27 protein-coding genes and 1 pseudogene are annotated in these 26,717 nt (G+C 52.9%); 19 read left to right on the forward strand and 9 right to left on the reverse strand.

The genetic code is table 11. The features are described from left to right. Positions 1-61: 61 nt before the first annotated feature. Positions 62-849, forward strand: a pseudogene (locus GA0071314_RS19975) (M48 family metallopeptidase). Positions 850-1,085: 236 nt separating this feature from the next. Here GA0071314_RS19975 and radC read toward each other — a convergent pair. From radC to GA0071314_RS09085, 6 genes are all read right to left on the reverse strand, one after another. Beyond that, entirely contained in the window at positions 1,086-1,583 is a 498-nt protein-coding gene (radC, locus tag GA0071314_RS09065; RefSeq protein ID WP_074396335.1) for a RadC family protein, read from the reverse strand. 88 nt (positions 1,584-1,671) lie between these two features. Continuing rightward, entirely contained in the window at positions 1,672-2,283 is a 612-nt protein-coding gene (locus GA0071314_RS09070) for a lambda exonuclease family protein (protein ID WP_074396336.1), read from the reverse strand. 41 nt (positions 2,284-2,324) lie between these two features. Further along, positions 2,325-3,110 (reverse strand): ERF family protein, encoded by a 786-nt coding sequence (locus tag GA0071314_RS09075; RefSeq protein WP_082934227.1) that lies wholly within the window; start codon positions 3,108-3,110, stop codon positions 2,325-2,327. Positions 3,111-3,199: 89 nt separating this feature from the next. Continuing rightward, the gene (locus tag GA0071314_RS19485; RefSeq protein WP_156524104.1) at positions 3,200-3,376 is read right to left on the reverse strand and encodes a hypothetical protein; all 177 of its coding nucleotides are present in this window, start codon (positions 3,374-3,376) and stop codon (positions 3,200-3,202) included. 152 nt (positions 3,377-3,528) lie between these two features. Continuing rightward, the gene (locus GA0071314_RS09080) at positions 3,529-4,497 is read right to left on the reverse strand and encodes a DUF932 domain-containing protein (protein ID WP_074396337.1); all 969 of its coding nucleotides are present in this window, start codon (positions 4,495-4,497) and stop codon (positions 3,529-3,531) included. A gap of 89 nt (positions 4,498-4,586) precedes the next feature. Beyond that, on the reverse strand, positions 4,587-4,925 hold the full coding sequence (locus tag GA0071314_RS09085; protein WP_074396338.1) for a hypothetical protein: 339 nt from the start codon (positions 4,923-4,925) through the stop codon (positions 4,587-4,589). A gap of 156 nt (positions 4,926-5,081) precedes the next feature. Here GA0071314_RS09085 and GA0071314_RS09090 point away from each other — a divergent pair, with 156 nt between their 5' ends. The 11 genes from GA0071314_RS09090 to GA0071314_RS09140 all read left to right on the forward strand — a co-directional run bounded on the left by GA0071314_RS09090 (position 5,082) and on the right by GA0071314_RS09140 (position 15,472). Further along, positions 5,082-5,531, forward strand: coding sequence for a LexA family protein (locus GA0071314_RS09090; RefSeq protein ID WP_074396339.1), 450 nt, complete (start codon positions 5,082-5,084; stop codon positions 5,529-5,531). Further along, the gene (locus GA0071314_RS09095) at positions 5,531-6,805 is read left to right on the forward strand and encodes a Y-family DNA polymerase (protein ID WP_331710479.1); all 1,275 of its coding nucleotides are present in this window, start codon (positions 5,531-5,533) and stop codon (positions 6,803-6,805) included. Before GA0071314_RS09090 ends, GA0071314_RS09095 begins: the two co-directional genes overlap by 1 nt. A 316-nt stretch (positions 6,806-7,121) precedes the next feature. Further along, positions 7,122-8,120 carry a DctP family TRAP transporter solute-binding subunit gene (locus GA0071314_RS09100; protein WP_074396341.1) on the forward strand — a complete coding sequence of 333 codons (999 nt, stop codon included), beginning with the start codon at positions 7,122-7,124 and terminating at the stop codon, positions 8,118-8,120. A 59-nt stretch (positions 8,121-8,179) separates the two neighbouring features. Beyond that, positions 8,180-8,692 carry a TRAP transporter small permease gene (locus tag GA0071314_RS09105; protein ID WP_074396342.1) on the forward strand — a complete coding sequence of 171 codons (513 nt, stop codon included), beginning with the start codon at positions 8,180-8,182 and terminating at the stop codon, positions 8,690-8,692. A gap of 2 nt (positions 8,693-8,694) precedes the next feature. Next, entirely contained in the window at positions 8,695-9,963 is a 1,269-nt protein-coding gene (locus GA0071314_RS09110; RefSeq protein ID WP_074396343.1) for a TRAP transporter large permease, read from the forward strand. Between the two features lie 22 nt (positions 9,964-9,985). Further along, positions 9,986-10,759 carry an SDR family oxidoreductase gene (locus GA0071314_RS09115; protein ID WP_074396344.1) on the forward strand — a complete coding sequence of 258 codons (774 nt, stop codon included), beginning with the start codon at positions 9,986-9,988 and terminating at the stop codon, positions 10,757-10,759. Between the two features lie 19 nt (positions 10,760-10,778). Further along, the gene (locus tag GA0071314_RS09120) at positions 10,779-11,714 is read left to right on the forward strand and encodes a 3-hydroxyacyl-CoA dehydrogenase (RefSeq protein ID WP_074396345.1); all 936 of its coding nucleotides are present in this window, start codon (positions 10,779-10,781) and stop codon (positions 11,712-11,714) included. A 28-nt stretch (positions 11,715-11,742) separates the two neighbouring features. Further along, positions 11,743-12,675 carry a 3-keto-5-aminohexanoate cleavage protein gene (locus GA0071314_RS09125; protein WP_074396346.1) on the forward strand — a complete coding sequence of 311 codons (933 nt, stop codon included), beginning with the start codon at positions 11,743-11,745 and terminating at the stop codon, positions 12,673-12,675. Between the two features lie 12 nt (positions 12,676-12,687). Beyond that, complete coding sequence (locus tag GA0071314_RS09130) at positions 12,688-13,212, forward strand: gamma carbonic anhydrase family protein (protein WP_074396347.1); 525 nt, start codon at positions 12,688-12,690, stop codon at positions 13,210-13,212. Between the two features lie 75 nt (positions 13,213-13,287). Continuing rightward, a complete protein-coding gene (locus GA0071314_RS09135) occupies positions 13,288-14,352 on the forward strand; it encodes a LacI family DNA-binding transcriptional regulator (RefSeq protein WP_074396348.1) in 1,065 nt (354 codons plus the stop codon). Beyond that, positions 14,327-15,472 carry a glycerate kinase gene (locus GA0071314_RS09140; RefSeq protein ID WP_074396349.1) on the forward strand — a complete coding sequence of 382 codons (1,146 nt, stop codon included), beginning with the start codon at positions 14,327-14,329 and terminating at the stop codon, positions 15,470-15,472. The genes GA0071314_RS09135 and GA0071314_RS09140 overlap by 26 nt, the downstream gene beginning before the upstream one ends. Here the strand turns inward: GA0071314_RS09140 and GA0071314_RS09145 are convergent. Next, on the reverse strand, positions 15,455-16,657 hold the full coding sequence (locus GA0071314_RS09145) for a tyrosine-type recombinase/integrase (protein WP_074396350.1): 1,203 nt from the start codon (positions 16,655-16,657) through the stop codon (positions 15,455-15,457). The genes GA0071314_RS09140 and GA0071314_RS09145 overlap by 18 nt on opposite strands. 569 nt (positions 16,658-17,226) lie before the next feature. Next, positions 17,227-18,906, reverse strand: coding sequence for a putative bifunctional diguanylate cyclase/phosphodiesterase (locus GA0071314_RS09155; RefSeq protein ID WP_074396352.1), 1,680 nt, complete (start codon positions 18,904-18,906; stop codon positions 17,227-17,229). Between the two features lie 593 nt (positions 18,907-19,499). On the opposite strand from GA0071314_RS09155, the gene GA0071314_RS09160 reads away from it, so the two are divergent. The 6 genes from GA0071314_RS09160 (at position 19,500) to GA0071314_RS19630 (ending at position 25,067) form a co-directional block, all read left to right on the forward strand. Then, entirely contained in the window at positions 19,500-20,732 is a 1,233-nt protein-coding gene (locus tag GA0071314_RS09160; RefSeq protein ID WP_082934228.1) for a porin, read from the forward strand. A 26-nt stretch (positions 20,733-20,758) separates the two neighbouring features. Continuing rightward, positions 20,759-21,160, forward strand: coding sequence for a phosphate ABC transporter substrate-binding protein (locus GA0071314_RS09165; protein WP_096298250.1), 402 nt, complete (start codon positions 20,759-20,761; stop codon positions 21,158-21,160). Beyond that, entirely contained in the window at positions 21,153-23,480 is a 2,328-nt protein-coding gene (locus GA0071314_RS19665; RefSeq protein WP_074396354.1) for a putative bifunctional diguanylate cyclase/phosphodiesterase, read from the forward strand. The genes GA0071314_RS09165 and GA0071314_RS19665 overlap by 8 nt, the downstream gene beginning before the upstream one ends. A gap of 95 nt (positions 23,481-23,575) precedes the next feature. Next, positions 23,576-23,758: a hypothetical protein gene (locus GA0071314_RS09175; protein WP_074396355.1), complete on the forward strand. Its 183-nt coding sequence runs from the start codon at positions 23,576-23,578 to the stop codon at positions 23,756-23,758. A 59-nt stretch (positions 23,759-23,817) separates the two neighbouring features. Beyond that, complete coding sequence (locus GA0071314_RS09180) at positions 23,818-24,828, forward strand: hydrolase (RefSeq protein ID WP_096298248.1); 1,011 nt, start codon at positions 23,818-23,820, stop codon at positions 24,826-24,828. A 77-nt stretch (positions 24,829-24,905) separates the two neighbouring features. After that, positions 24,906-25,067 (forward strand): hypothetical protein, encoded by a 162-nt coding sequence (locus GA0071314_RS19630; RefSeq protein WP_172822099.1) that lies wholly within the window; start codon positions 24,906-24,908, stop codon positions 25,065-25,067. A gap of 50 nt (positions 25,068-25,117) precedes the next feature. Here GA0071314_RS19630 and GA0071314_RS09185 read toward each other — a convergent pair whose 3' ends face one another. After that, a complete protein-coding gene (locus GA0071314_RS09185; RefSeq protein ID WP_074398492.1) occupies positions 25,118-25,876 on the reverse strand; it encodes a dienelactone hydrolase family protein in 759 nt (252 codons plus the stop codon). Positions 25,877-26,036: 160 nt separating this feature from the next. Here GA0071314_RS09185 and GA0071314_RS09190 point away from each other — a divergent pair, with 160 nt between their 5' ends. Continuing rightward, complete coding sequence (locus tag GA0071314_RS09190; RefSeq protein WP_074396357.1) at positions 26,037-26,717, forward strand: Bax inhibitor-1/YccA family protein; 681 nt, start codon at positions 26,037-26,039, stop codon at positions 26,715-26,717.

A 26,717-nucleotide genomic window follows, 5' to 3' on the forward strand; every position in this document is an offset into this window, starting at 1 on the left:
GAAGCACCGAATAGCCTGCGGCATGTGTCCTGATGAAGGAGAGGAGCGATGCGTCTGACACTTGCTGCCACTGTTGTGGGTCATACTGTTTTTTGTGTTTCTGGCGGGCTGTGAAAAGACGCCAACTGGGCGTTCCCCAGCTGGTCTTGGTGCCTGAAAGCTTAATGGCACATGGGCGAGGATGCCTTCGACCAGTTGCTTCGTCGCCAAACGGAGTCACATGACACGAATGTTAATCGCCAAGTAAAGTGTGTAGCTCGGGAGGTAGTGGCTGCCGCCAAAGCAATCTACTCGCACCTCGAATTACTGAAGTCCTAGGAGGTCGTGGTCTTCGAGAATCCTTCACCCAATGCCTTTGCCCTGCCGGGTGGACGCATCGGCGTGCATACCGGATTGCTGCGGGTGGCCGAAACCCCGGCCCAGCTCGCAACCGTGATCGGTCACGAGGTGGCGCATGTGCTGGCTGACCATGGCAATGAGCGGCTTACCCAGCAGCTGGGCATTAAAGCCGGATTGCTGCTGGTAGGTTAATTAGGAGAGGGGGATCTTGGTCAGCAACAGTCGATGCAGGCCCTGGGCCTTGGCTCCCAACTCGGTATCCGCCTGCCGTTCAGCCGCGCCCATGGAGAGGAGGCCGATCTAATGGGGTTGGAAATCATGGCGCGGGCGGGGTTTGACCCGCAACAGAGCGTGGCGCTATGGTGCAACATGGCCGCCGCCGGTGGTGATCAGCCCCCTGAATTCCTCTCAACTCACCCTGCCCATGGATCACGTATCGAGGCATTGCAGCAGGGCATGGAAGCGGTCGTAGCAGCCTATCGCGATGCTTCACCGACTAACTGTTCCTGATAGCGGCAGGCTGGGGTCGTCCATCACCTGAAATCCAATACATGCTGGATCCCAGACTATCAAATGAGCAGTTTCCCTCGAAAATTTGGTTTAAAACGCGATCTGGTGAAAAGTGCGGGTATGTATATGCGTAGGTGCTGAAAGACCGCTTTTGACCGATAGCTGACATAAAAAGAAAGAAAACATCCAACTTGGATCCGCCCCGGCGGGCGGATCCATTTCGATCTACCATACCGCTACAAATACCCCATCTCTGCAAACGACGTGCATCCTTCACTTCCTACCACCACGTGATCAATCACCCGAATGTCCATCAGCCCCAGGGCTTCCTTGAGTTGCTGGGTGATTTGCCTATCCGAATCGCTGGGTTCCGGGTCACCACTGGGGTGGTTATGCACCAGAATGACGGCAGCCGCGTTGTAGGCTAGCGCCGCTTTCAACACTTCACGCGGATAGACGCTGGCGGTGTCGATGGTACCCCGAAACATTTCCTCGAAGCGTATGACACGGTGCAGGGTGTCGAGAAACAGAACGCTGAATACCTCGTGCTCGTAGTCCTGAAGCAGCAGCCGCAAGTGCTCAAACGCTTGTGACGGCTGAGTGATCTTGCAGCCTTTGGCAAGCTTGCGTCGTGCAAAGCCTTTGGCGAGGTTGATGATGTCAGCTTCGGTAACCGGTTCTACGACATGGTAAGTGCCAGCTACTTCACCGGCTTTGAGCTTGCTGTTCGTCATGGTTGTCTCCAAAAAAAGAAAACGCCGGGTGGTGGCCCCGGCGTCTATGTCGTTATGTGATAGAGGGTTCGTCGATGATGAGGTTGGCTCATGCCACCATCACTTGGCTGATGCGTCGCTCCATCTCTTCATGGAACGCCTCAACCCGCTCGGCAATGGTGCTAATCATGATGTCGTCGCGGTAGGCGCGCTTGATGAACAGCGGCATACCGGGCCAGTAGCTGACAAAGTCGATCCATTCCCGCTCGCTGACCCATAAGCCGCCCTGGCACTGGGCAACGTGCTCTGCCGGAATCTCCCCGCTCAGCAGTACCTCGATCTGGAACTTGGGCAGTTTGGTCTTGATTTCCAGCAGCCCGTTAGCGCCGACCAGGCTGTCGGGCGAGTAGCCCACGTCATGGTTGAGGATGATGCCCACTTCCTGGGGTTTCGGCTCACCGGATGTATTGACGTAGAGCGAGCGGGCCACGCCTTCCAACTCATGACCGCGGCGAGTATGCGCATTGCCCTGGAACGGCTCGGCCAATTCGCCGGTCATCCGCTCACCCATCAACTGGTGCATGTAGGTAATGGCCCCGGCACCGAATCCACCAGGGCCTTTGCCGTTGACCAGCAAGGTATTGAGCTCCGACATGGTGACGCGCCCCAAACGCGCCGCCAGCCACTCGGGGGAGCCTTGCGCCATGTTGAGGATCTGCATGGTCGCCTCCTTTACTTGGATAGATAGGACTAAAAGGCCAGTTACTTAACGGCCCGCTTGGAAAGGGACGCCCGCAGCTTGTCGAAGTCGCTATAGGGCACCTGCACGGCAGACCCGTACTTGCCGCTGAACCATTCCTGGGTCGTCGCCGGGCACTGACTGATCAGCCTCTGTATTTGCCCCGCCTGGAAAGCGGTGACTGTCTTGGTACCCGTTTTAGTACTGGCATTGCCGTTATCGTCCTGGCCGCGGGTGGTGATATTGAGCAGCGCGCACAGCACGTAACGCTTGCCGTAGCTGGTGGAGGAGCCAAACGCCTGTACCGCGTTCTTGTTACCGCTGATATCGGCGGGTAGCAGCATGCTGGTTTCTTCACGGTGGCCATCCTTGTGCATCAGGACACCGGTGATCTGGATACCATGCTCCTGCGTCTGAATACGGAAGCTCACCGCAAAGCCATGTTTCTGCATTATCGGGCGCACGGTATCGACGATATCCTCCAGGGTGGCGTAGAAGCCGTTGTTGGTTTGCCCTCGCTCCTCGATGCTTGGCAGTTCGGTCTGCATCGCTGCCATGGCCGCGCTATAGGCCATCATGGCCTGGCGATCCATCACCCGCTCCTGCATCTGCAGCAAACGCTCCATCTTGTCGATGTCGACGTCCGGGTTCAGCGCGGCACGCTCGATCACCTGAATGATCGCAGTGCTGTCGGCGGTGGGATGTGCCTCCAAGGAGGCCGGTGTGTTTGTCGAGGCAGCGTCTGGCTGAATAGCTGATGACGATGTTTCGGGGTGATTGGAATTGATGACATGGGTGCGTTGTGCCATGAGGCACCTCCGGTTATCTCGAATCGATACAGGGATAATCCAACGCCCAAACGTTGCTGGGCTGGTTGGAAGCGGTAAGGCGGGTAGGGTTAGTCGCCCAGGTGATCGGCCAATGTCTCGGCATCCAGGGGCTCCAGGTGGACTTCCGCCCGGTAGAACTTCCCCTGGGCGCAGACGACGGTCTCGGCGTGATGTTTTTGGTTGGCCAGCAGGGCTTCGGTCAGTTGTGTCAGCCCGGTTTCGACGGTGTGGGAAACGAATGTCATGGCAGTTCCTCGTATAGGGTAAGCCCACAGCAAAACGCCCGGCCTTGATGGGGCCGGGCGTTTATGCCGTGGAGGTGGTTAGTGTCACTGGATAGGGAATAGCGTGATAATGGGATATCCGGGAAATCGATGAAGCGACGTTAAGGGGCTGATTAAGCCACCAGCGCAAGTGCGGCATCGAGCGCTTCCTGCTTTAGCTGCGCGCCCTGTCCGAACCAAGCCGAGTCCATGCGGGTATCGTTGCTACGCGCCCGTTTCTCGTGATCGACATACTCGGTGACCGCATTGAGCAGGCCCCAGGCCGTGTCCTTGGCGGTGACCAGGTGCGAGCCCCGACCTTCGCCGCTATAAAGCTTCTGCACTTTATTCAGTGCCCGGTAGTTCGGCAGCTTGGAAGGATCATCCAGAGGCTTTTCGGCCCCGCAAATCACCGACTGCAGGTACTGCTGGGCTTCACGGCGGTTGATCTTGCGTTCCGACAGGGCCTTCATGCGGTACATGAAATCGTTCCACTGGGACACGGAAATCCCCAGCTGTCGCTTGACGGCCCGCGGGTCGAACTCCGACCGGTGGGGGACCTTCACCGCCTGCGATGTACCATCAACGGCGATCTGCAACGTGTTGTTGCACACCACCCGTACCGTGGTGGGTGTCGCCATGGTGGCCAAGGTGCCATCACACGAGGTGGCCAGCAGCAGGTAGTCGTTCACCTCATCCTGGCCTTGCAGCGATGTGCTCAAGCCACTGCGCGCCAGGGCCCAGAACTTGCGCCCGCCCTTGAGCACCCCCGCAGTTTCCAGTTCATACCCCGCGTACTCGGTCAGGTCACGGTAAAACTCCAGGATCTCTTCCGGCTGCACCACCTTGTAGCGCTGCGATACCACGGAGAGCGGTGCTTTGTTGTCCGAACGGTAGAGTACCTTTTGCTCGGGGAAGGAATGAATGCTGCCCAGGTGGCTTGCGCCTTCGGCAATAAAGCGTACCGGCGCTTCTTCGATGTGCCAGTTCATACCGGCCTGTTGCTGCCAGACTTCTAGTGGTTGATGACGGGTCAGTTGCTGCCCCAGGCCATGCCAGGGGGTAGCGCCGACGTAAGCCATTTGTTCAACGAGATGTGCCATGGTCATTCTCCAGACGTAAAAAAAGCGCTGACAGAGCTGCCAGCGCATGGGTAGGTGTTGAATAAGCTGTATCGCTATAAAGCGGTGTATCAGCGTGCGGATGCCAGGGGCGGAAAGGGGTGACGAAAGATATGCCCGCACGATAGGCAGAGCCACGGGGTGCCTTCACCGGGCGGCAGCCATTGCGAGAAGAACAGGGCGGCGACCCGCGCCCCCGACTGTCCACCGGCAATCGCACCCATCATCGCGACGGGCAGCTTGGCGAGCGGAAAGCGCGCAGTGGCTATCGACAAGGGCCCCGTGACCGCGACTGATCGCCAGGCACCGATCGCCCCGCCAATCAGGCAACTCCCCGTGGTGCCGATCCGTTGAGCGGTATCAAGGTTGAGCATGCGCGTTTCAGCACAGTTAAAGCAGGGTGGTGGCATAAGTGGCACTCCTATGGTCAGGGAAGCGATCCCTGTGGTGGGTTCATGGGAGTGATATAGATCTCAAAATAAGTGGCGTTGACCTTGTTGGTGTTGCGTCAACCGGCGTCTTTCTTGATACTGGCTATATATACAGTTATAGAGAGACGCCTTACCATGTCATTGCCCGTTTCCCTGCTGGGCCGAGCAGACGTTGCAGCCCCGTTATGCCCGTTACCGCTTTATTCGAGTGCCGTGCGTGCAGGCTTTCCGTCCCCCGCCGATGATCACCTGGATACCGACCTAGACCTTCACCAGTATGTGGTCAAACGCCCGGCATCGACCTACTTCGTGCGCTCTGAGGGGGACTCCATGATAGGGGATGGCATCCATCACGGTGACTTGTTGGTCGTGGACCGCAGCCTGGATGCGTTGCCAGGCCGGATTGTGGTGATCTGCGTTGATGGCGAGCTGACCGTGAAACGACTGGAACGGGTTGGCCAACGCACCTACCTCAAAGCAAGCAATCCCGCTTACCCACCCATTCCCATTGACGGGCGGGAGTACCACGTCTGGGGTGTCGTCACTCATGTGCTGCACAGCCTGCCCGGGGCAACCCTGCAATGATGGCCTTGGTCGATTGCAACAATTTCTATGTGTCCTGCGAGCGGGTCTTCAACCCGGCACTGGAAGGTCGGCCGGTGGGCGTGCTCTCAAATAACGATGGGTGCGTGGTGGCTCGTTCCAACGAACTGAAAGCCCTTGGCGTCGAGATGGGCGCGGCAATGCACCTGCTGTCGCCCCAGATCCGCCGTCAAGCCATCCTACTGTCGAGTAATTACGCTTTGTACGGCGACATGTCCCGGCGCGTCACGGAGGTGCTGGGCGAGTTTTCACCCCATGTCGAGGTGTACTCGATTGACGAGAGCTTCGTAGGGTTCCAGGGCTTTGACTCCGACAAGCTGGAGGATTACGGGCAAAAATTGCGAGAGACGGTTAAACAGTGGACGGGCATTCCGGTCTCGGTGGGCTTTGCACCCTCCCGCGTCCTGGCCAAGGTCGCCAACCATGCCGCCAAGAAACACCCCGCCTACAGGGAGCAGGGCGTATGCAAGCTGATGGCTGACAGCATCGAGACCCAGGCGCTGTTGAAACAGTTGCCCGTCATGGAGCTGTGGGGTGTGGCCCGCCGCACTGGCGAGCGCCTGCGGGTCATGGGCATCGAGACAGCGTGGGATCTACGCGAAGCCGATCCGAAGCACATACGGCGGCATTTTAGCGTGGTCCAGGAACGCATCGTGTGGGAGCTGAGGGGTCAACCGGTGATACAGCTGGACAACATGAGCGAACCCAAACAACAGATCATGGTATCGCGTTCGTTCGGACGACTGACCAATAATCCGCATGATCTTCGCGAAGCGCTTAGGCAGCATGCCGCCAGGGCCGGGGAGAAGCTTCGCAAGCAAGGCAGCGTGACCAGTGCCGTGATGGTCTTCATCCGCACCAATCCCTTCCGCAACGACTTGCCGCAGTACACCAACCGCGTCGTCATCTCATTGGAACGACCCACCGACGATAATCGGGAGATCACGGCCGCTGCGGTACAGGGCTTGCGGCAACTTTGGCGTAAGGGCTACGCCTACCAAAAAGCCGGCCTGATGCTGCTCGACCTTTCCCCCAAGGCCAATCGCCAGCTCACTCTCGCCGAGACCCCGCAAACCGAAGCAGACGCCAAGCGAAGCGAGCGTCTGATGGCCACGGTTGATAAGCTCAATCGGGAGCTGGGGCGAGGCACCATCCAGATGGGCCTGCCCCGCAAAGGGAACGCTTGGGCGCTACGCAGTGAGCGGCGTACGCCACGTTACACGACACAGTGGAATGAGCTGCTGGCTGTTAAGTAAGACGGCTACATTCAATTCAAAACTTGTAGGCCGCTTTCTAAGGACAAAATACTCCCATAGAGAGATTTTGGAAATTATAGAATACGTATTCACTAAATAATACTAAAGTATATTTTCAATATTATCATGGGTTTATATTTTATGTTTGCCAAATATTTAATAGGCTTTATTGCATACGTATTCATTATTTACTACAACTTTACTTGGGCTTGAGCAGCGTGACAGAGTCTCGACTGTTAGCCCATATCGAATTAAGTAACTGACTACAAACACAAAACAGACAGCTTTATTGCTGGACTACGACCAGGAGTGCTGCATGACACATTTCCTCAAAAAGACCTTACCTCTTACATCTCTGGCCGCTGCCGTCGCTTTAGCCACTTCTAGCTCATCTTTTGCGCAGGAAGAGCGTGTCATTGAAGTGAGTCTACCGCTTGGTCCCGAATCACAGCAGGGCGTCGGGGTGCTTAAATTTGGTGAAGAACTTGAACGCCTATCTGATGGCCGCCTAACTATTGATCCTCAGTATGACAATGCTCTAGGTGCTGAGCGTGAGGTCATCGAAGGCATGGGTTTAGGTATGATTGATGCTGGCATTGCATCGACTGGCCCGATGGGTGGTTTTGTGGACGAGTTCCTGCTCTTCGATCTTCCATACATTTTTGAAAATCATGAGCATGCCTATGCTTTCCTGGACAGTGAGCATGGTGAGGAGCTTGCTCAGTTGGCCGAAGAAGAGATGAACGTTAAGTTTCTTGCTTGGATGGAAAATGGTTTCCGTCATAACACTAACTCGGTACGCCCACTTGAGAAACCAAGCGATTTAGATGGTATTGATCACCGCACGCAGGAAAGTCGCGTTCAAGTTGATACTTGGGAAGCTTTAGGTGCCGACGCCACTCCAATGGCCTGGACTGAGGTGTACACGGCACTGCAACAAGGCGTTATGGAAAGCCAGGAAAATCCTCTGGCCACAATCTATGACGTCAACTTCTACGAAGTGCAGGATTACCTGAACCTGACTCAGCATGTTTACTCACCAGCACCTCTAATGATGGGCCTGGATCTCTTCAATTCGTTCAGTGAAGAAGATCAGGCCATCATCATGGAGGCGGCTCAGGCTGCTCTCCCCGTTCAGCGTGAAGCAAGTCAGGAACTGGAGGAGCGCTTCCAAGGAGAGCTTGAGGAACTGGGAATGACGGTGACCGAGCCCGACCTTGATCCCTTCCGCGAGGCGGTTCGTCCGGTGATCGATGAATGGAGCTCTACTGTCGGTGAAGATCTCGTCGACGATGCCATCAACTTCGACTACTGAAATCGCTATACCCGCAGGGGTTAAGCCTCTGCGGGGCTACGCTTGAATGTGAGGCAGCTATGAAGAAATATCTATTGCTAGCCAACAGGGTCATCGATCATTTCAACAAGCTGATTGGTTGGGGGCTAGCCACGCTTCTGCTGGTGATGACCGTGCTCATCTTCTGGCAGGTATTTGCTCGATTCGTTATAGGCAGCCCACTGCATTTCTCTGATGAAATCGCTCGTTTCTGCATGTTATGGCTGACGTTTCTTGGTGCCGGGTATGCCTATCGAAATGGGTTGCTAATTTCCGTAGATATCCTGCTTGAATATTCCGGCAATAAGTTGGCTAGCCTGCTGAGAATTGCCGTCGTTCTGTGTTCATTCCTCTTTGCCTTCATCATGGTGAAATACGGGTTTGAATTGACTGATCGTGTTTCAACCCAAACCGCACCCAGCACTCGGATTTCTATGATGTGGCCATATCTCGCAGTTCCAGTAGGTGGCATCGTAATTATGATTAATAGCGTGGGCTTGCTGATAGACGAAGTGCTCGGCACACCGCCAAGTCCCAAGCAGGAGGTGATTTGACTATGGCTATTCTCCTGTTCTTGTTATTGATATCACTGTTCATCATCGGTGTACCAATCGCCTTCTCTCTTGGGTTAGCCTCTGCGGTTACAGTCTGGCAGGGCGACATAATGCCATTGGTAGTCGTAGCCCAGCAGATCGTAGCATCTGTGAACTCATTTCCATTGATGGCGATCCCGTTTTTCATTCTGGCGGGTTATTTGATGCAGGGGGGTGGGATATCTAAACGCCTGGTAGATTTCTCGGATACGCTAGTCGGTGGCATGACGGGTGGGTTAGCGATGGTAGCCATCGTTACTTCATTGTTCTTTGCAGCCATCTCGGGATCAGGCGCCGCCACTACAGCAGCCATCGGCTCCATTCTTATCCCAGCAATGTTGTCCAAGGGTTATCCAAGTGGTTATGCAGCTGCCAATCAAGCCGCTTCCGGCGCTCTTGGCGTAATCATTCCACCTAGTATTCCGCTAATTCTCTACGGGATTGCGGCAAACGTTTCCGTAGGTGACATGTTCATCGCCGGCATCCTGCCTGGAGTTTTGGTCACACTGACTTTGATAATCTTTGCCTACTTTTTTGCTAAGGCAAATGGCCTTAAAGGTAACGAAAAGAGTTCCCTTAAGGATATTTTTCGCGCTGGGCGAAAGGCCATCCTAGCTATTTTTATGCCAGTCATAATCCTAGGTGGTATTTACGGTGGTATTTTTACACCGACCGAAGCCGCAGTTATTGCAGTGGTTTACTCATTCATGGTCGGCTTCGTGATTTATCGCGAAATTAAGTTGGTTGACCTAGTCGGCATCCTCAAGCAGTCGGCAGTTACCACCGCTGTGGTGCTTAGTATTATTGGCACCGCAGGGCTCTATGGGCGCATTCTTCAACGCCTTAGAGTGCCGGATATGATATCCGAGTTCGCGATTTCTGCCATTGATAGCCCGTTGCTCTTCATTATCCTAGCGAATCTGTTGCTGTTAGTAGCCGGTATGTTCATAGAGGCTGCAGCTGCGATCCTCATTTTCGTGCCAATCCTTTTACCTATTGCTATCGATTTCGGATTCGATCCGATCCACTTCGGCATCATCATGGTAGTCAATTTGGCCATGGGCATGTTCACTCCACCGGTTGGTCTCAACCTCTTTGTAGCGTCTCAGATATCCAATGTTGGTATCTCGCGCCTCACTTGGGCTGTATTGCCCTTTGTCGGCATCGTACTAATAAATCTATTAATCATCAGCTTGCTGCCTTTCCTTTCCACTTGGTTGCCTTCGCTGTAAGTCCCTTTAAGGAGAAAACTCTATGACCGTCTTAGAAAGCCTGACACCGCGCTATGGCCTAAGAGTGCTGATTACAGCAGGCGCCAATGGCATCGGCTTGGCAATAGCCAAGGCCTTCAAGGAAGCAGGTGCACAAGTGCACGTATGTGATATCGACACCCAAGCATTGGCCTCGCTGCCCGAGGGAATATCACACACTGTGGCTGATGTCAGCCTAGAAGAAGACATCAACCGGCTGTTCCAAGATGTCGCCTCTCTGGGTGGGCTTGACGTTGTGGTTAATAATGCCGGCATCGCGGGGCCAACCGGGGGGATCGATGAGATCGACAATGACACCTGGACCCGCACCATCGACATCAATCTCAATGGTCAGTACCGGGTTGCTCACCGGGCGACGCCGTTACTGAAGGAAAGCCAGGGACTGCTTATCAACCTGGCTTCGGTCGCAGGCCGCCTGGGCTTCGCCTACCGTACGCCTTATGCCGCCAGCAAATGGGCTGTGGTCGGCCTGACCAAGAGCTTGGCTAGCGAGCTCGGCCCAGAGGGAGTGAGAGTCAACGCAATTTTACCCGGCATCGTGCGTGGGCCACGTATCGAAAAGGTCATTGAAGACCGAGCGGCCAAGCGCGGGCTCAGCTATGCCGAAATGGAACAGGAAAATCTTTCCAAGATATCCATGCGACGCATGGTCGAGCCTTCCGATATTGCGGCTATGGCTCTGTTCCTGTCAGCTCCGGGGGGCACCAATATTTCGGGTCAGGCGCTGAGTGTCTGTGCCAACGTCGAATCTTTGTGACCGATATAGGAGCCATCCCATGACAGCACGTATAGGAATAATCGGCGCAGGCTTGATTGGTCGCGCTTGGGCCATTGTTTTTGCCCGAAGCGGTATGACTGTATGCCTGTATGACGTTGATGCTAATGCTCTGGACCAAGCCCGAGACGCTATTCGTCAATCTCTTCAGGACTTACAACAGGTGGGCTTGATCGAGGACGTTGAGGCACCTCTATCCCTCATTCAGACAGAAAGTGACCTCGCACACGCCATGATGGGTGTTGAATACGTTCAGGAATGTGGGCCAGAAGACGTTGCTGCCAAACGGCGTATTTATAACGAGCTTGAGTCGGTGGTAGCGCCAGATACCGTGCTGGCTAGTTCCACCTCCGGTATCTCCGCGTCCCGGTTCACGGATCACCTGAAACACCCTGCGCGCTGCTTGGTAGCCCATCCTGTCAATCCACCTTACTTGATTCCTTTAGTTGAAGTAGCCCCATCACCCGCTACTTCGGAAGTATCGGTTAACAGCACCATGCAATTGATGGAAGAAGCGCAGCAGACCCCAATCCTGGTTCGCAAGGAAATTCAAGGCTTCATACTCAATCGTTTGCAAGGCGCATTACTGAACGAATCGTTACGCTTGTTTCGTGATGGCTATGTTTCCGCTGAGGATCTGGACAAGACTGTCAAACACGGTCTTGGACTGCGCTGGTCGTTTATGGGGCCATTCGAAACCATCGACCTTAATGCGCCTAACGGAGTCGTAGATTATGGCGATCGCTATGGCCCACTTTACCGCGATGTCGACCGACAGCGCGGGGATGATGACCCCTGGGATGTCACCACCCTGGCTGCCCTAGGACAGGAACGACGAGAGCAGCTACCTTCCGAAGGCCTAGCAAAGCGGCAAGCTTGGCGCGACCGCCGCCTAATGGCATTGATGGCGCATCAGCGTCATATCGAGACCCAATAATTTTTGATCTTGCAAGGAGAGACTTTCAATGGCTAACAAGCGCAAAGTCATCATTACCTGCGCCGTAACCGGTGCCATCCATACGCCGTCCATGTCTCCACACCTGCCGGTGACACCTGAGGAAATTGCCGAGGCCGGCATTGCTGCTGCTGAGGAGGGCGCTTCCATACTTCACCTTCATGCCCGCGATCCTAATAATGGTAAGCCCACACAAGATCCAGCGATCTACGAGCGCTTTCTACCGCGTATCAAGAAAGCCACCGATGCGGTCATCAATCTTACCACTGGTGGCAGCCCGCATATGACCGTGGAAGAACGCATGAGGCCAGCCATGGAGTTCAAACCCGAGCTTGCCTCTATGAACATGGGGTCGATCAACTTTGGGCTGTTCCCCATGCTCAACCGCTATGAAAATCTCGAGTACGAATGGGAGCGTGCCCATCTAGAGAATAGTCGTGACCTGGTCTTCAAGAACACTTTTGCTGATATCGAAAAGGCCATGACGCTTGGTGCAAAGAACGGCACCCGATTTGAGTGCGAATGCTACGATATTGGCCATCTCTACAATCTACGCAATCTGATGGACCGTGGCATTATTAGCGGAAAAGTGTTTGTGCAAAGTGTGTTTGGCATCCTGGGCGGTATCGGCCCCCACCCTGAGGATGTTATGCATATGCGCCGAACCGCCAACCGCCTATTCGGAGACGACTACGAATGGTCGGTTCTGGGTGCCGGAGGTAACCAGATGCGTATTGCCGCTCAAGCGACGGCCATTGGGAGCCATGTACGCGTCGGTCTTGAAGATTCGCTATGGCTTTCCCCCGGAAAGCTAGCTGAAAGCAACGCAGATCAAGTAGCCAAAGTTCGCGAAATACTCGAGGGTCTTTCCTTTGAAGTAGCAACGCCCGAAGAAGCACGAGAAATGCTTCAGCTTAAAGGAGCCGACCAAGTCGGCTTCTAAGGAGGTTATCAAATGCCAGTGTATCGACTTGAAGGCAACACTCCCGACATAGCGTCGGGCGCCTTGGTGATGGAAGAAGCTACGCTGATTGGGCGTGTTCATCTTGCCAATAAAGTATCTGTCTGGCCTGGCGCTGTGCTACGCGGAGATAATGAACCTATCAGCGTTGGAGATGGGAGTAATTTGCAGGATGGCTGTGTGGTACACACCGATCCCGGACATCCAGTCAACATCGGTTGTCAGGTAACTGTTGGCCACCTAGCCATGCTACATGGTTGTAAAGTTGGCGACGGCGTACTAGTGGGCATGAACGCCACGCTACTTAACGGTGCTGAGATTGGTGATCATTGCATCATCGGTGCAGGGGCTCTAGTCACCTCAGGCAAACGATTTCCTCCGCGCTCGTTAATTGTGGGTGTACCCGCTAAGGTGGTCAGAGAGCTTACCGATGAAGAAGTGCAAGGCGCATTAGATAACAGCACGGTTTACGTGAAAAAGATCGATCAGTATCGGTCACTTGAAAAGCTGTGCGAGTGAGGGCGGTAAGCCACCGCCTTTGGTTCTGGTGAATCGGGCTGTCTAACACTAGTTGGCCCTCTGAGAGCGTGATGCATGAAAAGAAAATCCGTAACCTCCCGCGATGTGGCGAAGCTTGCTGGTGTGTCGCAATCAGCAGTGAGTCGCAGCTTTTCGCCTAATGCCAAGGTAGCGGAGAAAACCCGCAAAAAGGTAATGCAGGCAGCTCGGGAACTGGGGTATCGCCCCAACTCTATTGCACGTTCGCTGATCACCAGGTCGAGTCGTACCATTGCTGTGGTGACTTACAGTCTCGAAAACCCTTTTTACAGTTTCATGTTGGAAAAAGCGTCACGCTATTTTCAGCAACAGGGGTACCATCTTCAGCTTTTCTTCGCTCCATCAGATAGCGGTTTCGCCACAGTAATCGACGACATTATCAGAAGCCAAGTGGAGGGTGTTTTGATGTTGGCTATTACTCTGGACAGCGCTCAAGCCGAAGAGGTGGCGGATTTTGGTATACCTTTCGTTGTGATCAACCGTACCGTCAACTTTGATGGCATCAGCCAGGTCGGCAGCGACAACCACAGCGGGGGTTATTGGGCAGGCCATTACCTTGCCTCACTTGGTCATCGCCGCATTGCCTATTTGGCAGGATTGCCAGACTCTTCCACCGATCTCCAACGCAAAGCTGGCTTTCTAGAAGGGCTCGCCGACGAGGGGTTAGCCTGCCACGCAGCGGAAATTGGTAACTACCGCTATGCAGATGCCTGCCATGCGACGAGACGGCTGTTTGCCAATTCGTCACAACCCGATGCACTTTTTTGTGCAAATGACCTGATGGCAATCGCAGCTATTGATACTTTGCGTCATGAATTTGGTCTTGCAGTACCCGATGACGTTTCGGTTATTGGTTTTGACGATGTGCCGATGGCGGCTTGGCCGAGTCATTCTCTGACGACGCTGAAACAGCCAGTCGAATTGATGGCGTCAAAGGCTACTGAGTTATTGATGGCGCAGATCAACCAGATTGACACTGCTCCAGAACATATCATGCTCCCGGTGACACCGATGCTGCGCAACAGTACCCGGCGGTCAATTCGCCATTCCAAAGAGAATCTAAAGGAGCCGAGTGATGCGCATCATCGTAGCGCCCGATAGCTATAAAGATGCATTATCGGCTAGGGAAGCCGTCAGCGCGATCGCTGACGGCATTCGGAGAGCATTACCCTCTGCACAGTGGGATGCTTGCCCGATGGGGGATGGTGGAGAAGGAACTTTAGATGCTCTGATTGGTGCGACGGGAGCGGAGCGACGTTATCAGAAGGTGAATGATCCCCTAGGTCGACCTCGGCAAGCAGAGTGGGGCTGGCACTCCGTCAATCGTACAGCCTATATTGAGCTAGCTGAGGCATCTGGGCTTCAGCATCTGACACCTCTTGAACGCACGGCATTGCATAGTTCCACGCATGGGGTAGGTGAGATGATTCTCGCCGCCATGGACGCTGATGCAGAGCGCGTAATACTCACGCTTGGGGGGAGTGCGACCAATGACGCGGGCGCAGGCATGTTGCAGGCTTTGGGGGCAAAATTGCTTGATGATCAAGGACGACCTTTGCCACCGGGCGGGGCGGCTCTGACCAATCTTGCTCGAGTGGAGCTTGAAGGCCTAGATTCGCGCCTGTCAGAGGTGATCTTTGAGACGGCCGTGGATGTAGATAATCCGCTAGTTGGTGAACACGGCGCCAGTGTAGTGTTCGGTCCCCAAAAAGGCGCTAGCGACAAAAATGTCGTCATGCTGGATGCTGCGCTTGCACATTTCGCAGACAAGGTAGCTGAGGCTCAGGGAGGCGACTTCCGTGAATTACCTGGTTCAGGGGCAGCCGGAGGGATGGGCTTTGCAGCACGCACCTTTCTCGGGGCAGAGCTGCGTCCAGGTATTGAACTGGTAATGCATCAGGTGGGGTTTCGGCAACGACTTGAGTATGCAGACTTGGTCATTACAGGTGAGGGGAGGCTGGATGGTCAGAGCATGTCAGGGAAAACACCTATTGGTATTGCTCGCTGCGCAAGGGAAATGGGAGTGCCAGTAGTGGTGCTGGCGGGTAGCCTTGGTGAAGGATGGCAGTCTGCTTACAACGAAGGCGTTACTGCTGCCATGTCCTTAGCCGATGGACCTATGGGACTAGATGAGGCACTTTTACGCTGTGCTGAGCTGCTATCAGATCGAAGCGAAAGTGCATTACGCTTGTTCCAATCAGTATTACAACGATTTATTTAAAGTTGACGCGATGTAATTAGCCCACTCCTGCATCATCTTACGCCGCTTCTCAAACAGGTCACCACGGCGATAGGCCGCTTCAACCTTATTTTCGATAGAGTGCGCCAGCGCCATCTCGGCAACATCCCGAGGATAACTAGTGACTTCGCCGGTCCAGTCACGACAACTAGAGCGAAAGCCGTGCGGAACATAGTTACCTTTTTCGCCACTTTGCCCATAGCCAATTCCTCTCATAAATTGCAGTAGAGACATATTCGAAAGAGGGCGCCCAGCCCTCATGCCTGGAAACACATACGAATTCCCTTTGACTTGTGGCAAATCGGAAAGCAATTGCGAAGCCTGAGAGGAAAGGGGTATCCGATGTTCACGCATAGCTTTCATACGTTCAGCAGGAATCGTCCATGTGGCGTTATTAAGGTCAATTTCATGCCACTCAGCATTCAGGACTTCTGATGTTCGTGTCGCGGTTAAAATCAACAGCTGCAGTGCTTTTGATGACATGCTATTGAAATCTTTAACAGCTTCCATGAAGTCAGCCACTTGGTCGTAAGGCATGGCAGGGTGATGAGTAACCTTCTGAACCTTTGATGGCTTTGCCAATAGCTTATCAAGATGCCCACGCCAGCGTGCGGGATTGATGGGCTCTCGGTAGCCGTGAGCAGCCGCAAAATCTAGTACGTTTTCAATACGGCCCTGTACACGCTTAGCTGTTTCATTTTTTACCGTCCAAATGGGTGTCAATATTTTGAGAACATCTTGGGTAGTTACTTCATCAATGGGTAGGTCACCGATGACTGGTCGCGCATAGGTTTTTAATGTGCTCACCCACTGGCGTGCATGCTTAGCATTACGCCAACTGCGACGGTGTGACTGGATATACCGTGCAGCACAATTTATAAACGTCGGTGTAGATTGTTCCTGTTTTTCAAGCTCGCGAGCATGGATGGGGTCAATGCCATCCTTGGCCAACTTTCTGAAATTTTCAGCTTTGCTGCGAGCCTCAGCCAAGCTTGTATCAGGGAAGCTGCCAAGCCCCATTTCTCGGCGTTTACTGTGAAAGGTAAACCTGAGCACCCACTTTTTTGCCCCGCCTTCAGAAACCACAAGGCGTAGCCCTCCACCATCTTCATGTTTGCCAGGGGCTGCAGTAGCTACCTTGCGTGGACTCAGTTTGTGTATTGCCATGGTCTTATCCCCTAAGCTAAGGCTTGGGCAGTCCCCCAAGTAGTCCCCCATATATTATAGATCACCATAGACTTCGGTAGACAGAAAGGCAATGCAACTTAATGATTTATATGTTGTTAATAGTCATTATGAAATGGCGATAGACATAAAAATAACGGACTGTCCCTCCGCCAACACGACATAAAAGCCCCGTTTTTACGGGGCTTTTATCGTTTATATTTCCTCCGTTTCCTTCTAAGCATGCCTTCAATTAAATGCACCGGTCTTTCAGTGTGTCCAGATTGTGTCTGGGAATGTTCGACGACCTCTGCCGGCGTGCTCCGTACTGAGCGATTCCCCAGTTGGTTGAGCGCATCGCGTGCAAGGTGGGGAACCAGGTGGGCATATTTCTCAGTCATCTTGATCGTTGAGTGCCCAAGCACCTCTTTGACGTCCATCAATGGTAGGCCTTCATAGAGCCATTCAGTAGCGTTCTCGTAAGTGCGCTGGCCAGAGGGAAATGGCTCACCAGCATTGCTTGTATCGCCCTTCCACCTGCCAGCAGTATGCCACCCATTTATTCCATAACATCACGAAGAAGAATGGTTGAAATCTAGGGAGGCCATCCGCTGACAGAGCACGCTTTCCTCCAGGGCCGGGCTCCAGAGAAAACCCTGGCCGAGATCGCAACCGAACTCAGTAAGGATATTGGCCTGTTGCTCAGTCTCTATACCCTCAGCCGTGACAGTAAGATCGAGGGCATGGCCTGCTTCAATCATTGCGAGGACCAGACGTCGAGTCTTGGCATCGTCTTCGAGTAGCCTGATGAATTCCCGGTCGATTTTCAGTCCCGTGACCGGTAGCTTGCGCAGGTAGGCGAAAGAGGCGTAGCCCGTGCCGAAGTCGTCGATACTCACGCCGATACCGTGATCTCGGAGGCGACCAAGCCCCCTGATTGTTGACTCTGGTTCTTGCATCAGCCCCGATTCAGTGATTTCTACTTCGATGTATTCAGGTGGCACGCCCGATTCATGCAGACTGTCAATCAGCGCGTCAACCAGGCTATCGTTAGTCAGGTTACGCGGGGTAAGGTTTATACTTACCGGGACCAACAGCCCGGAACGGGCATATTCGATTCCGATCTGGATGACAAATAAGCTGAACGCATCAATCAGGCTTGTTCTCTCGAGTTTAGGCATAAACATGCCTGGTGGTACTATTTCTCCGTTCGGGCGCCGCCAGCGTATCAATGCCTCTACACCGGCAAGATGTCGGTCAGCCAGCCGCAATTTGGGTTGGTAGTGGAGCTCGAACTCTCCGGCTTTGAGCCCTTTCTCCGCTCGGGCGATCAGTTCGAGCGAATCTCGATTAGCCGTATCAAAATCAGGCTCATAGCTCATCATTTGCCGTTCCAGAGTTACGGCCTTTTCAAGGGCTACACGGGCTCGCCGAACGATTTCCAGCGGGTGACGCGTTACGTCCGTCTCATTATGTACATGTCCGAACCCTAACGCCGGTTCGATTCGCACCGGTACATCATCGACAATAAAGGTCGCCGAGGCGGCAGCATGCAATAAATGAGAAACACGCTTGAGGTCTTCATCATTTTTATAATCAACGATCAGGGCTAACTCAGAAGTACCGAAGCGGTAACTCTTCTGGACTTCAGGGCAAGATTGATTTAGTTGCTGGCTGACCGTGTAGATAATTCGATCACCTTCTTCAATACCAAACACCTCAACAAACTCATTGTGGTCAGTGGCACGAATCAGGACGACGGCAATTGGCGTTTTCTCAAGAGATTCCGGAGTAATTTGAGCGGCAAGGTCTTCAATCAAAGCTGCCTGATTGGGTAGTCCTGTCGAAGGGTCATGCAACACTTTTTTTCGTTGTTCATTGCTCAGGAAGTTAATTATCTGGATCAATAATCCAGAGCTGGCACCAATCGCCATGAACCAGAGCGCGCGCACACCCCAGGTGGTTATGATCGTACTTATGCTGTCTATGTTTCCGCCAATAACGGGCCCCAGCATCAACCCCGCGAATAATCCGGCAACCACACCACCCACGATTCCGTAGATGGCGGCAGCCAGAAAAATAGGCACATACATGAAGTGGGCATTCTCGTTTGGTGTGCCACCGGTAAGATTTACAAGCAAGGCTCCTGCGGAAAGCAATATGCCTATGCAGCACAAAACCACCAGAAGAAAAGACGATGAAGTCTTTCTTTCCCTCACACCTAAGAGCCACGTCGACGCCTGCCGTGCCATAAGCCAACACTCCCATACCGTTTAATGATTATTTTCCCGACGGGCCCCATTACGGACAGGTGCTGAGAAGTTTATCCCTAGAAAGGTTTTTACCGTATCAGGTTTTGTTATCGATAATAATGCCAAGCGCTCAACAGTATTCTTGGCCGCGTCAACGCTCCCCTAAGATGAAGCAACCTTCTTTGATTCACTGGTCAAGCCCGTACAACAGGGCCGCTGCTGCTCAAACGAGGGAGGGTTTTAAAGGAGCTCGGGCTTGTCGATAGCGAAGGGGTATCGTCATAGGCGAATGTTATAGAGACGAATTTAACGGGAAACAGCCCTTTTTGACGAGGTCGTTACTTTCCTGCGTTGCAAACCTTAATCAGAGTGCTGCCGAAAATTCCCGATGGACGAAAACATTACCGAGAACGCAACAAATTACTACAAAGCATCTTCTGCCCCTTAAAGTAATCTTAAGTATTGCCGATAACTAGCATAGATGCATATAGCGTCGTGAGGGATAGCGGTGTTGCTAAGGATATGGCAGACCACGTTACTCGTGGCACCCCGACCTTTTGTGATACGGCAACGCTGATGGCGAAGGATGAACTTTGGATAAGCGAAAAAGCGCGCTGGCGGTTGCATTGGTCCTTTCTGTGACTGACGTAAAGGCGCATGGAGGCGATACTCCCAGTGTCTCATTTGACGGTTTTGGCACGCTCGGCATAGTTCATTCTGATGAAGACCAGGCAACGTTCGTTTCCAACATTTTTGTGCCCAAGGGGGCAGGGCACAAGAACGAGTGGAGTGCGGAGGTCGATAGTCGTCTCGGATTGCAACTTACCGCTAACCTTGCACCACAGTGGTCAAGCGTTCTGCAGGTAATAGTAGAGCAGGACTATAAAGGCCACTACACGCCAGATATTGAGTGGGCTAATGTCAAGTTCGATATAACTCCTGAGCTGAGCCTTAGAGCGGGCCGTGTAGTGTTGCCTACCTTCATGAATTCAGAGTATCGCAAAGTGGGATACGCGATACCCTGGATCCGACCTCCTGAAGAAGTCTACCGCACCGTACCCGTCTCCAACGTTGATGGTATTGATGCTGCCTATCGGTTCCGCTTCGATGACTTCACCAATACTCTTCAGGCTACTTACGGCCAAGCCGACAAGGCATTTCCTTTTGCCGACGGAAACGGCGGCTGGTCCAAGGGCGAAGCCCAGGCCAGGGAAGGGCTGACGATCAGCAATACGCTGGAACGTGGAAGCGTCAGTTTTTTTGCAGCTTATAGCCAAACTCGCCTGACCATTGATGAGTTCAATCCCCTTTTCGATATTTATCGGATGTTCGGGCCAGAGGGCAATGATCTCGCCAACCGCTACGATCTGGATGACAAACGTTTCGAGGTGCTCACTCTCGGGGCGAGTTATGATGCGGGCGACTGGTTCCTAACGGGAGAATGGACCCAAATGGAAAGCCGGAGTTTGTTTGCAGATAGCCGCAGTTGGTATGTCACCGGCGGCTACCGCTTCGGAACCATCACGCCGTACCTGACTTACGCTCAGCAACGTATTCACAATAGCTCCTCCAACCCCGGTCTGTCACAGCCTTACACCGAGGAACTTGATGCGTTCCTACAGTCCATTGTGAAATCCCAGCCTCGTCAGGAGAGCCTATCGTTGGGCGTTCGTTGGGATTTTACTCCTAACATGGCGCTAAAAGCACAATACGACCATATGAACCTGGATTCAGGATCTCCCGGTTTCTTGGTTAACACCCAGCCGGAGTTTGAACCCGGCGGTACGGTCAACCTCTTCAGCTTCGCGCTCGACTTTGTATTTTAAGGGTGCCCATGCGACGGATATTTAGTATGTGGGGCCTACTCTTCAGCCTAATGGTTAACACCGCCTTGGCTGAAGTGGTGGTAGTGGTCTCAGCACAAAACCCGACCGAGACCTTGTCGCGCTCTGAGCTCAGAGATATTTACTTGGGCAGGTTGAATCGCTTTTCCAATGGCGCTGCCGTGGAGCCTTTCGACCAGCGGGAGAGCTCACCTGTATATAGCGAGTTTTATCGATATTACTTGGAAATGACGCCCACTCAGATCAAGGCGCATAGGTCGAAGCTGATCTTCACTGGCCGTGGGCAGCCTCCGCCACTGGTTACCAACGACGTCGCTATGGCAAACACCATAGCGACGTCACCACGTGCCATTGGCTATCTCGATTCGAGTATCACTGATGAGAGACTACGGGTGGTGTTGATTGAATAACAACAATGAAATGAAACGTAATGGGCAGTCTTCAGACCCTAGTGTTGTTCAGTGTTGGTTAGATCGCTTGATCCAACCCTACGTTTTGTTTACCAGCATTGCGGTGATAGCACTTGTGGTGATCTGGACCACAACCCTTCACCTTGTTAGCAGGGAGCAAGCGTCAGCAGAACGCACAGCTGCGGCGCTTGCCGAGGACACCGCTGATACCTACGAGGCACAAATAGTACGGGCGCTGCGTGAGATTGATACAACTCTGAAACTAGTTCTATACAGCCTCGATGGCCAGTCTGCACCTTCGGTACTGGGAGATTTACGTGCACGGGGCATGCTACCGCCTGAGTCTTTATTCACGGTTAGCGTTACCGATTCTTGGGGCAACGTGCTTGCTAGCACAGAGGTTCTCGCCCATCCGGATATGGCGATCCATAATTACTATCGCTTCGCTCAGGAAACCCAAGAAATGGTGGTGGGGTTACCTTGGTTCAATCAGCAATCTGATGATTGGGAGTTATTCTTCAGTCGGCGTGCACAAGTGGATGATATGGACTCGGAAGTCATAGTGACGGTATCGGTACATGCTGGCTATTTCGTCAGCAGCTATGAGTCAGAGGTGCTGGGTGAGCAGGGGGTGCTGGCCCTAGTGGGTACCGATGGTATTTTGCGAATCAAACGGACTGGCGATCACATCAGTGCGAATCAGAAAGTCGATTACGAAACCATATTGGCCGACAGCGGAGACGTTGAAACATCGGCTGCAGTAACGGTTAATCCGTGGGATGAGGTTCCGCGTTATACCGTGGCCAGGGAACTGTTCGAGTTCCCCCTCGCCATCGTCGTTGGGCTCTCTGAAGCTGAGCGTTTGGCCGCCGCCAATGAGCTTAAGCAAACGTACCTGTGGCGTGCCATGCTGGCAAGCCTTCTGCTTCTAATTGTTTTGGCCTTACTTGGCCGACTGAGCTGGAAGCTCCAGCGAGCACAAGTTCGCAATATGGAACAGCGTATCGCCCATGCTCAGCGTGTGGAATACCTCGCCTTTCATGACAGCCTCACTGGGCTGCCCAACCGCGCCTTCTTCACCCAGTTGCTAACCCAAGGTATGCATCATTCGCGTCGCTACGACACAAAATTGGCGTTATTTTATCTTGATTTTGATCGTTTCAAAATTATCAATGATTCACTGGGCCATGACGCTGGCGATGAGTTGCTTCAGGAAATGGGGCAGCGCCTCTGTGAGGCGGTGCGTGAAAGCGATGTTGTAGCGCGCCTGGGCGGGGACGAGTTTGTAGTGTTGCTTCCTGAAATTGAGGCAATCAAACAAGCGGAAATCGTCGCTGAAAAAATTCTTTCGACTGTCAGAGTGCCATTCACGCTAGCGGGCCAGGAACTTCACATCACAGTGAGTATTGGCGTCGCCCTATTCCCTAGAGACGGGGAAGACGAGCAATCACTGCTCAAAAGTGCTGATATTGCGATGTATTACGCCAAGGAGAAAGGAAAAAATAATGTCCAGTTCTCTTCCGAAACATTGAATTCAGATTCTTTGGAGCGCTTTGTCCTGGACTCGAGCCTGCGCCGTGCGCTGCAGAATCAAGAATTTAAAGTTTATTACCAATCAAAGCAGGATATGAACGGTCAGGTCACGGGAATGGAAGCACTATTACGCTGGCAACATCCAGATTTAGGGCTGATGGCGCCCATGGAATTCATACCTATAGCAGAAGAAAATGGGCTCATCATTCCTATTGGCCGCTGGCTGCTCAAGACGGCTTGTTGGCAAAATGTAGCCTGGCAAAAGGAAGGGTTTCCAGAATTGAGCATGGCGGTGAATCTTTCCGCACGCCAGTTCCTTGATAAAGGCCTTTTCGACGATATCAATACCGTGCTGCGGGAGACTGGTATGGCGCCTGAACTACTTGAGCTGGAAATCACAGAAAGCATGATGATGTATGACGTCAAGCAGACGGTGCGGATTCTCAAAGAACTTAAAAAAATGGGCGTCAGGGTTGCAATTGATGACTTCGGTACCGGTTATTCCTCACTCGCCAGGTTGAAAGATTTTCCGCTCGATTCGATCAAGGTCGATGGTTCATTTATATATGCCATGATCGATTGTACTAAGAATCAAAAACTGACGGAGGCAATCATCGAAATAGGCAAAACATTAAGCCTCACAGTGATTGCTGAAGGTGTGGAAACGGTAGAGCAGCTTAACTATCTTCGCTCCCTTTCATGTGATCAGTTTCAAGGTTTTTATGCCAATAAACCGTTACCAGCTGGAGAGTTCGGATTAATGATGCGTGCGCTCTACAATCATTGATAAGCCAACTGTTAGATATCACACTTGTTTACTGAGTCCACTCTCTCTGTACTACACTGGCAGTCATTATCTGGCTTATGAATAAGGACGTATGTATGGACCGCATTTTCGCCTGGGACCATCATAATCAGCGAGTAGTATATCGTTTGCCCGGCCACCATTTTGACGATGGTCGAGAAGATAGCGACCTATCTCCAGTGTGGGTACCTAGCTCGGAATCAGAGTTGCCTGAGGGTGTGAGCATTGATGATTTAAGAGACGTGACCGTTAATGACTGATCCCTCTTAGCGTTGATCGCTCCCATTATTACTTCTTTTCTTCATGGATGATGCAGTCGATGTCCACCTTTCTTGCTTCCCGATGGCTGCTTGGCGGCCATGCGCAAACACTGTATAGCCCTTTTTTTCGATCAGGGCTGCCTTTAGCGCGTAAGCGAGAGCGTATGACGCTGCGAGATGTGGACTTTGTGGATCTCGACTGGTTTGGCCGTAGTGACGACAACACGCCGTGCGTCATTTTGCTGCATGGACTAACCGGTAGTTCTTCATCGCGTTACATTTTAGGACAACAGCAAGCGCTCGCTTTGAAAGGCTGGCAGAGTGTCGCTGTGAATTGGCGTGGCTGCTCGGGGGAGCCCAACCGCCTGGCGTGCGGCTATCACTCGGGCGTTAGCGAAGATCTAGCCGATGTCATTGGAATGCTATCCGCTCGCCAACCAGGCAGGCCTCTGGCGGCCGTTGGTTATTCCCTTGGCGGCAATGTGCTGTTGAAGTACCTGGGCGAGCAGGGCAGTGCAACGCCATTGCAGGCGGCGGCTGCTATCTCGGTGCCGTTCCGATTGGATCACAGTGCCAAGCGAATTAACCAGGGGATGTCGAAGATTTACCAGGCGCGCTTTTTGCGCGACTTACGCCACTACATGGTAGATAAACGCCAGCGGTTCGCAATACATGGCGACCCTGACGAGTACGCCAAGCTTTTAGCCTTGGGGTCGCTCAGAGGTATTGCCACGCTTTGGGATTTCGATGAACGGGTAACGGCACCGCTGCACGGTTTCTCAAGCGCTGCCGATTACTACCAGCGATGCAGCAGTCTGTATTTTGTTTCGTCGATCAGTGTACCGACCCTGATTATCCAGGCGCAGGACGACCCGTTTCTTTACCCTGAAAGTGCACCGCAACCATCGTCCTTACCGGCTCATGTGGCGCTTGAATTTCATCGCCAGGGTGGGCATGTGGGTTTTATTGAGGGCACGCCCTGGGCACCTGGTTATTATCTGGAACGACGCTTGCCAGCATGGTTGGCGTCTACGCTGTCAGGTGCAAAACAATTAGCAAGCTGTGCGTGAAATATCGATTGTGTTGGCGGAGCATTGCACTACTATGCAGCTATAAGGCTCATCGGGAGCCCTTATGGACAACCACCATGCTAAAAGGTCTGATTGTTTGTTTTGCTGTGCTGTTCGCACAATTAGCAGTACTGCATGTCATTGATGTGCGTCTCTACAACTCCCCTCAGGATGCCCGTCAAACGCCGGTGGTCAAAATCACACCGCAGAAAAATGACGAGAAAGAAGTGCAAAGCTAACGTACACCACCATCTTTGGCGGCGCAATGCGCTGCCAAAGACCCGGATAGTTAAAGCATTTCGTCCAGCCAGTCATTGAAGGCCGCCCACGAACGCTGGTCGGCACGTTCGTGGTAGGCATCGCTTCCGAAGACACTAAAGGCATGTGGCGCGCCGGAATAAATACCAACTTCATAGGTAACATCCGCGGTTTCCAACTCATCCGCAAGGGTCGCCACATCGTCGAGGCTCACCGAGGAGTCGTCTCCCCCGTGGGCAATAAAGATAGGCGCGGTATCACTTGAATAAGATTGGTCTTCGGGCGTTGTTAAACCACCATGAAAGCTGGTGTAAGCCGCAATGCCCTCGGCTTCTCCAGAGCGGGCGATTTCTAACGCCACTGCACCGCCAAAGCAGTACCCTGCGATTACCGTTTGCTCGGCGGCGCCTTCTTCTCTTGCCTGCGCCAGGCCGCCCAGCGTGAGTGCACGCATCCGTTCTCTATCGTCGTAAAGCCGATTGGTGGCGGCTCGTTTATCTTCAACTGCCTGGGGCCGGTTACCCTCACCAAATAGATCCACGGCGAATACATCGTAGCCTTGATCAGCGAGCATATCAGCACGTTGACGCTCGTAATCATCCAATCCGTCCCAATCATGAATGATAAGTACGCTGCCTTGTACGTCGTCGCCCCCTGAGACGAAATAGCCCTCGAAATTTTCTTCATCCACCGTGTATGAAATGCTTTCACCAGCGGGAGAAAAAGCCAGTGACGCTTGACTCAACGTTAACAGCGCTAATGCGCAGGAGGGGAGTAGAATTTTCTTCATCATTTTGGTATCCAGAGAGATGTCCAGCAAGCATAGCCAATACTTGCTAAACTGACATATTATAGAAAGATGTTTAGCGTGGAAGACAAAGGCTTGCGTCTGGAACTCGGTAACGGCATGCTGGTCCATTGTTCGACAGATAATTACGGAGCATGAACACATGAGTTACAACGACTCACATATTGCGCAATCAGCCACTGGCGGTGTAGCCAACTCGGTTAGCACCAACAAAGTGCTGCGTAACACCTACGCGCTGTTGGCGATGACGCTACTCTTCTCTGCGGTAACCGCAGGCGCCTCCGTCGCGATGGGCGTTCAGCAAATGAACATCTTCGTGTTCTTTATCGGTGCCTATGGCCTGATGTTCCTGGTCCATAAAACGGCCAACTCAGCGTTAGGGCTGCTGTCTACATTTGCCTTCACTGGCTTTATGGGCTTTACGTTAGGGCCTATCCTGTCAGCCTATTTGGCACTGCCCAATGGCGGCGCGTTGATAATGAACGCCTTGGCAATGACGGGCGTTACCTTTATCGGTCTTTCAGCCGTCGCACTGGTAACGAAGAAAGACTTTGGCTTCCTTGCCAACTTTATGCTGGCAGGTGCCATTGTGCTGGTGCTCGCGATGGTGGCGGGGCTTATTTTCAATATCCCCGCGCTATCGCTGATGGTATCGGCTGGTTTTGTGCTGTTTTCTTCAGCAGCCATTCTTTACCAAACCAGTGAAATCATTCATCGCCAGGGCGAGACCAACTATATTCTGGCGACCATCACGCTCTTCGTTTCCATCTACAACCTGTTTATCAGCCTGCTGTCGCTGCTCGGCTTTATGAGCAACGACTAA

This window comes from Halomonas sp. HL-93 (genome assembly GCF_900086985.1).
Classification (GTDB): domain Bacteria; phylum Pseudomonadota; class Gammaproteobacteria; order Pseudomonadales; family Halomonadaceae; genus Vreelandella.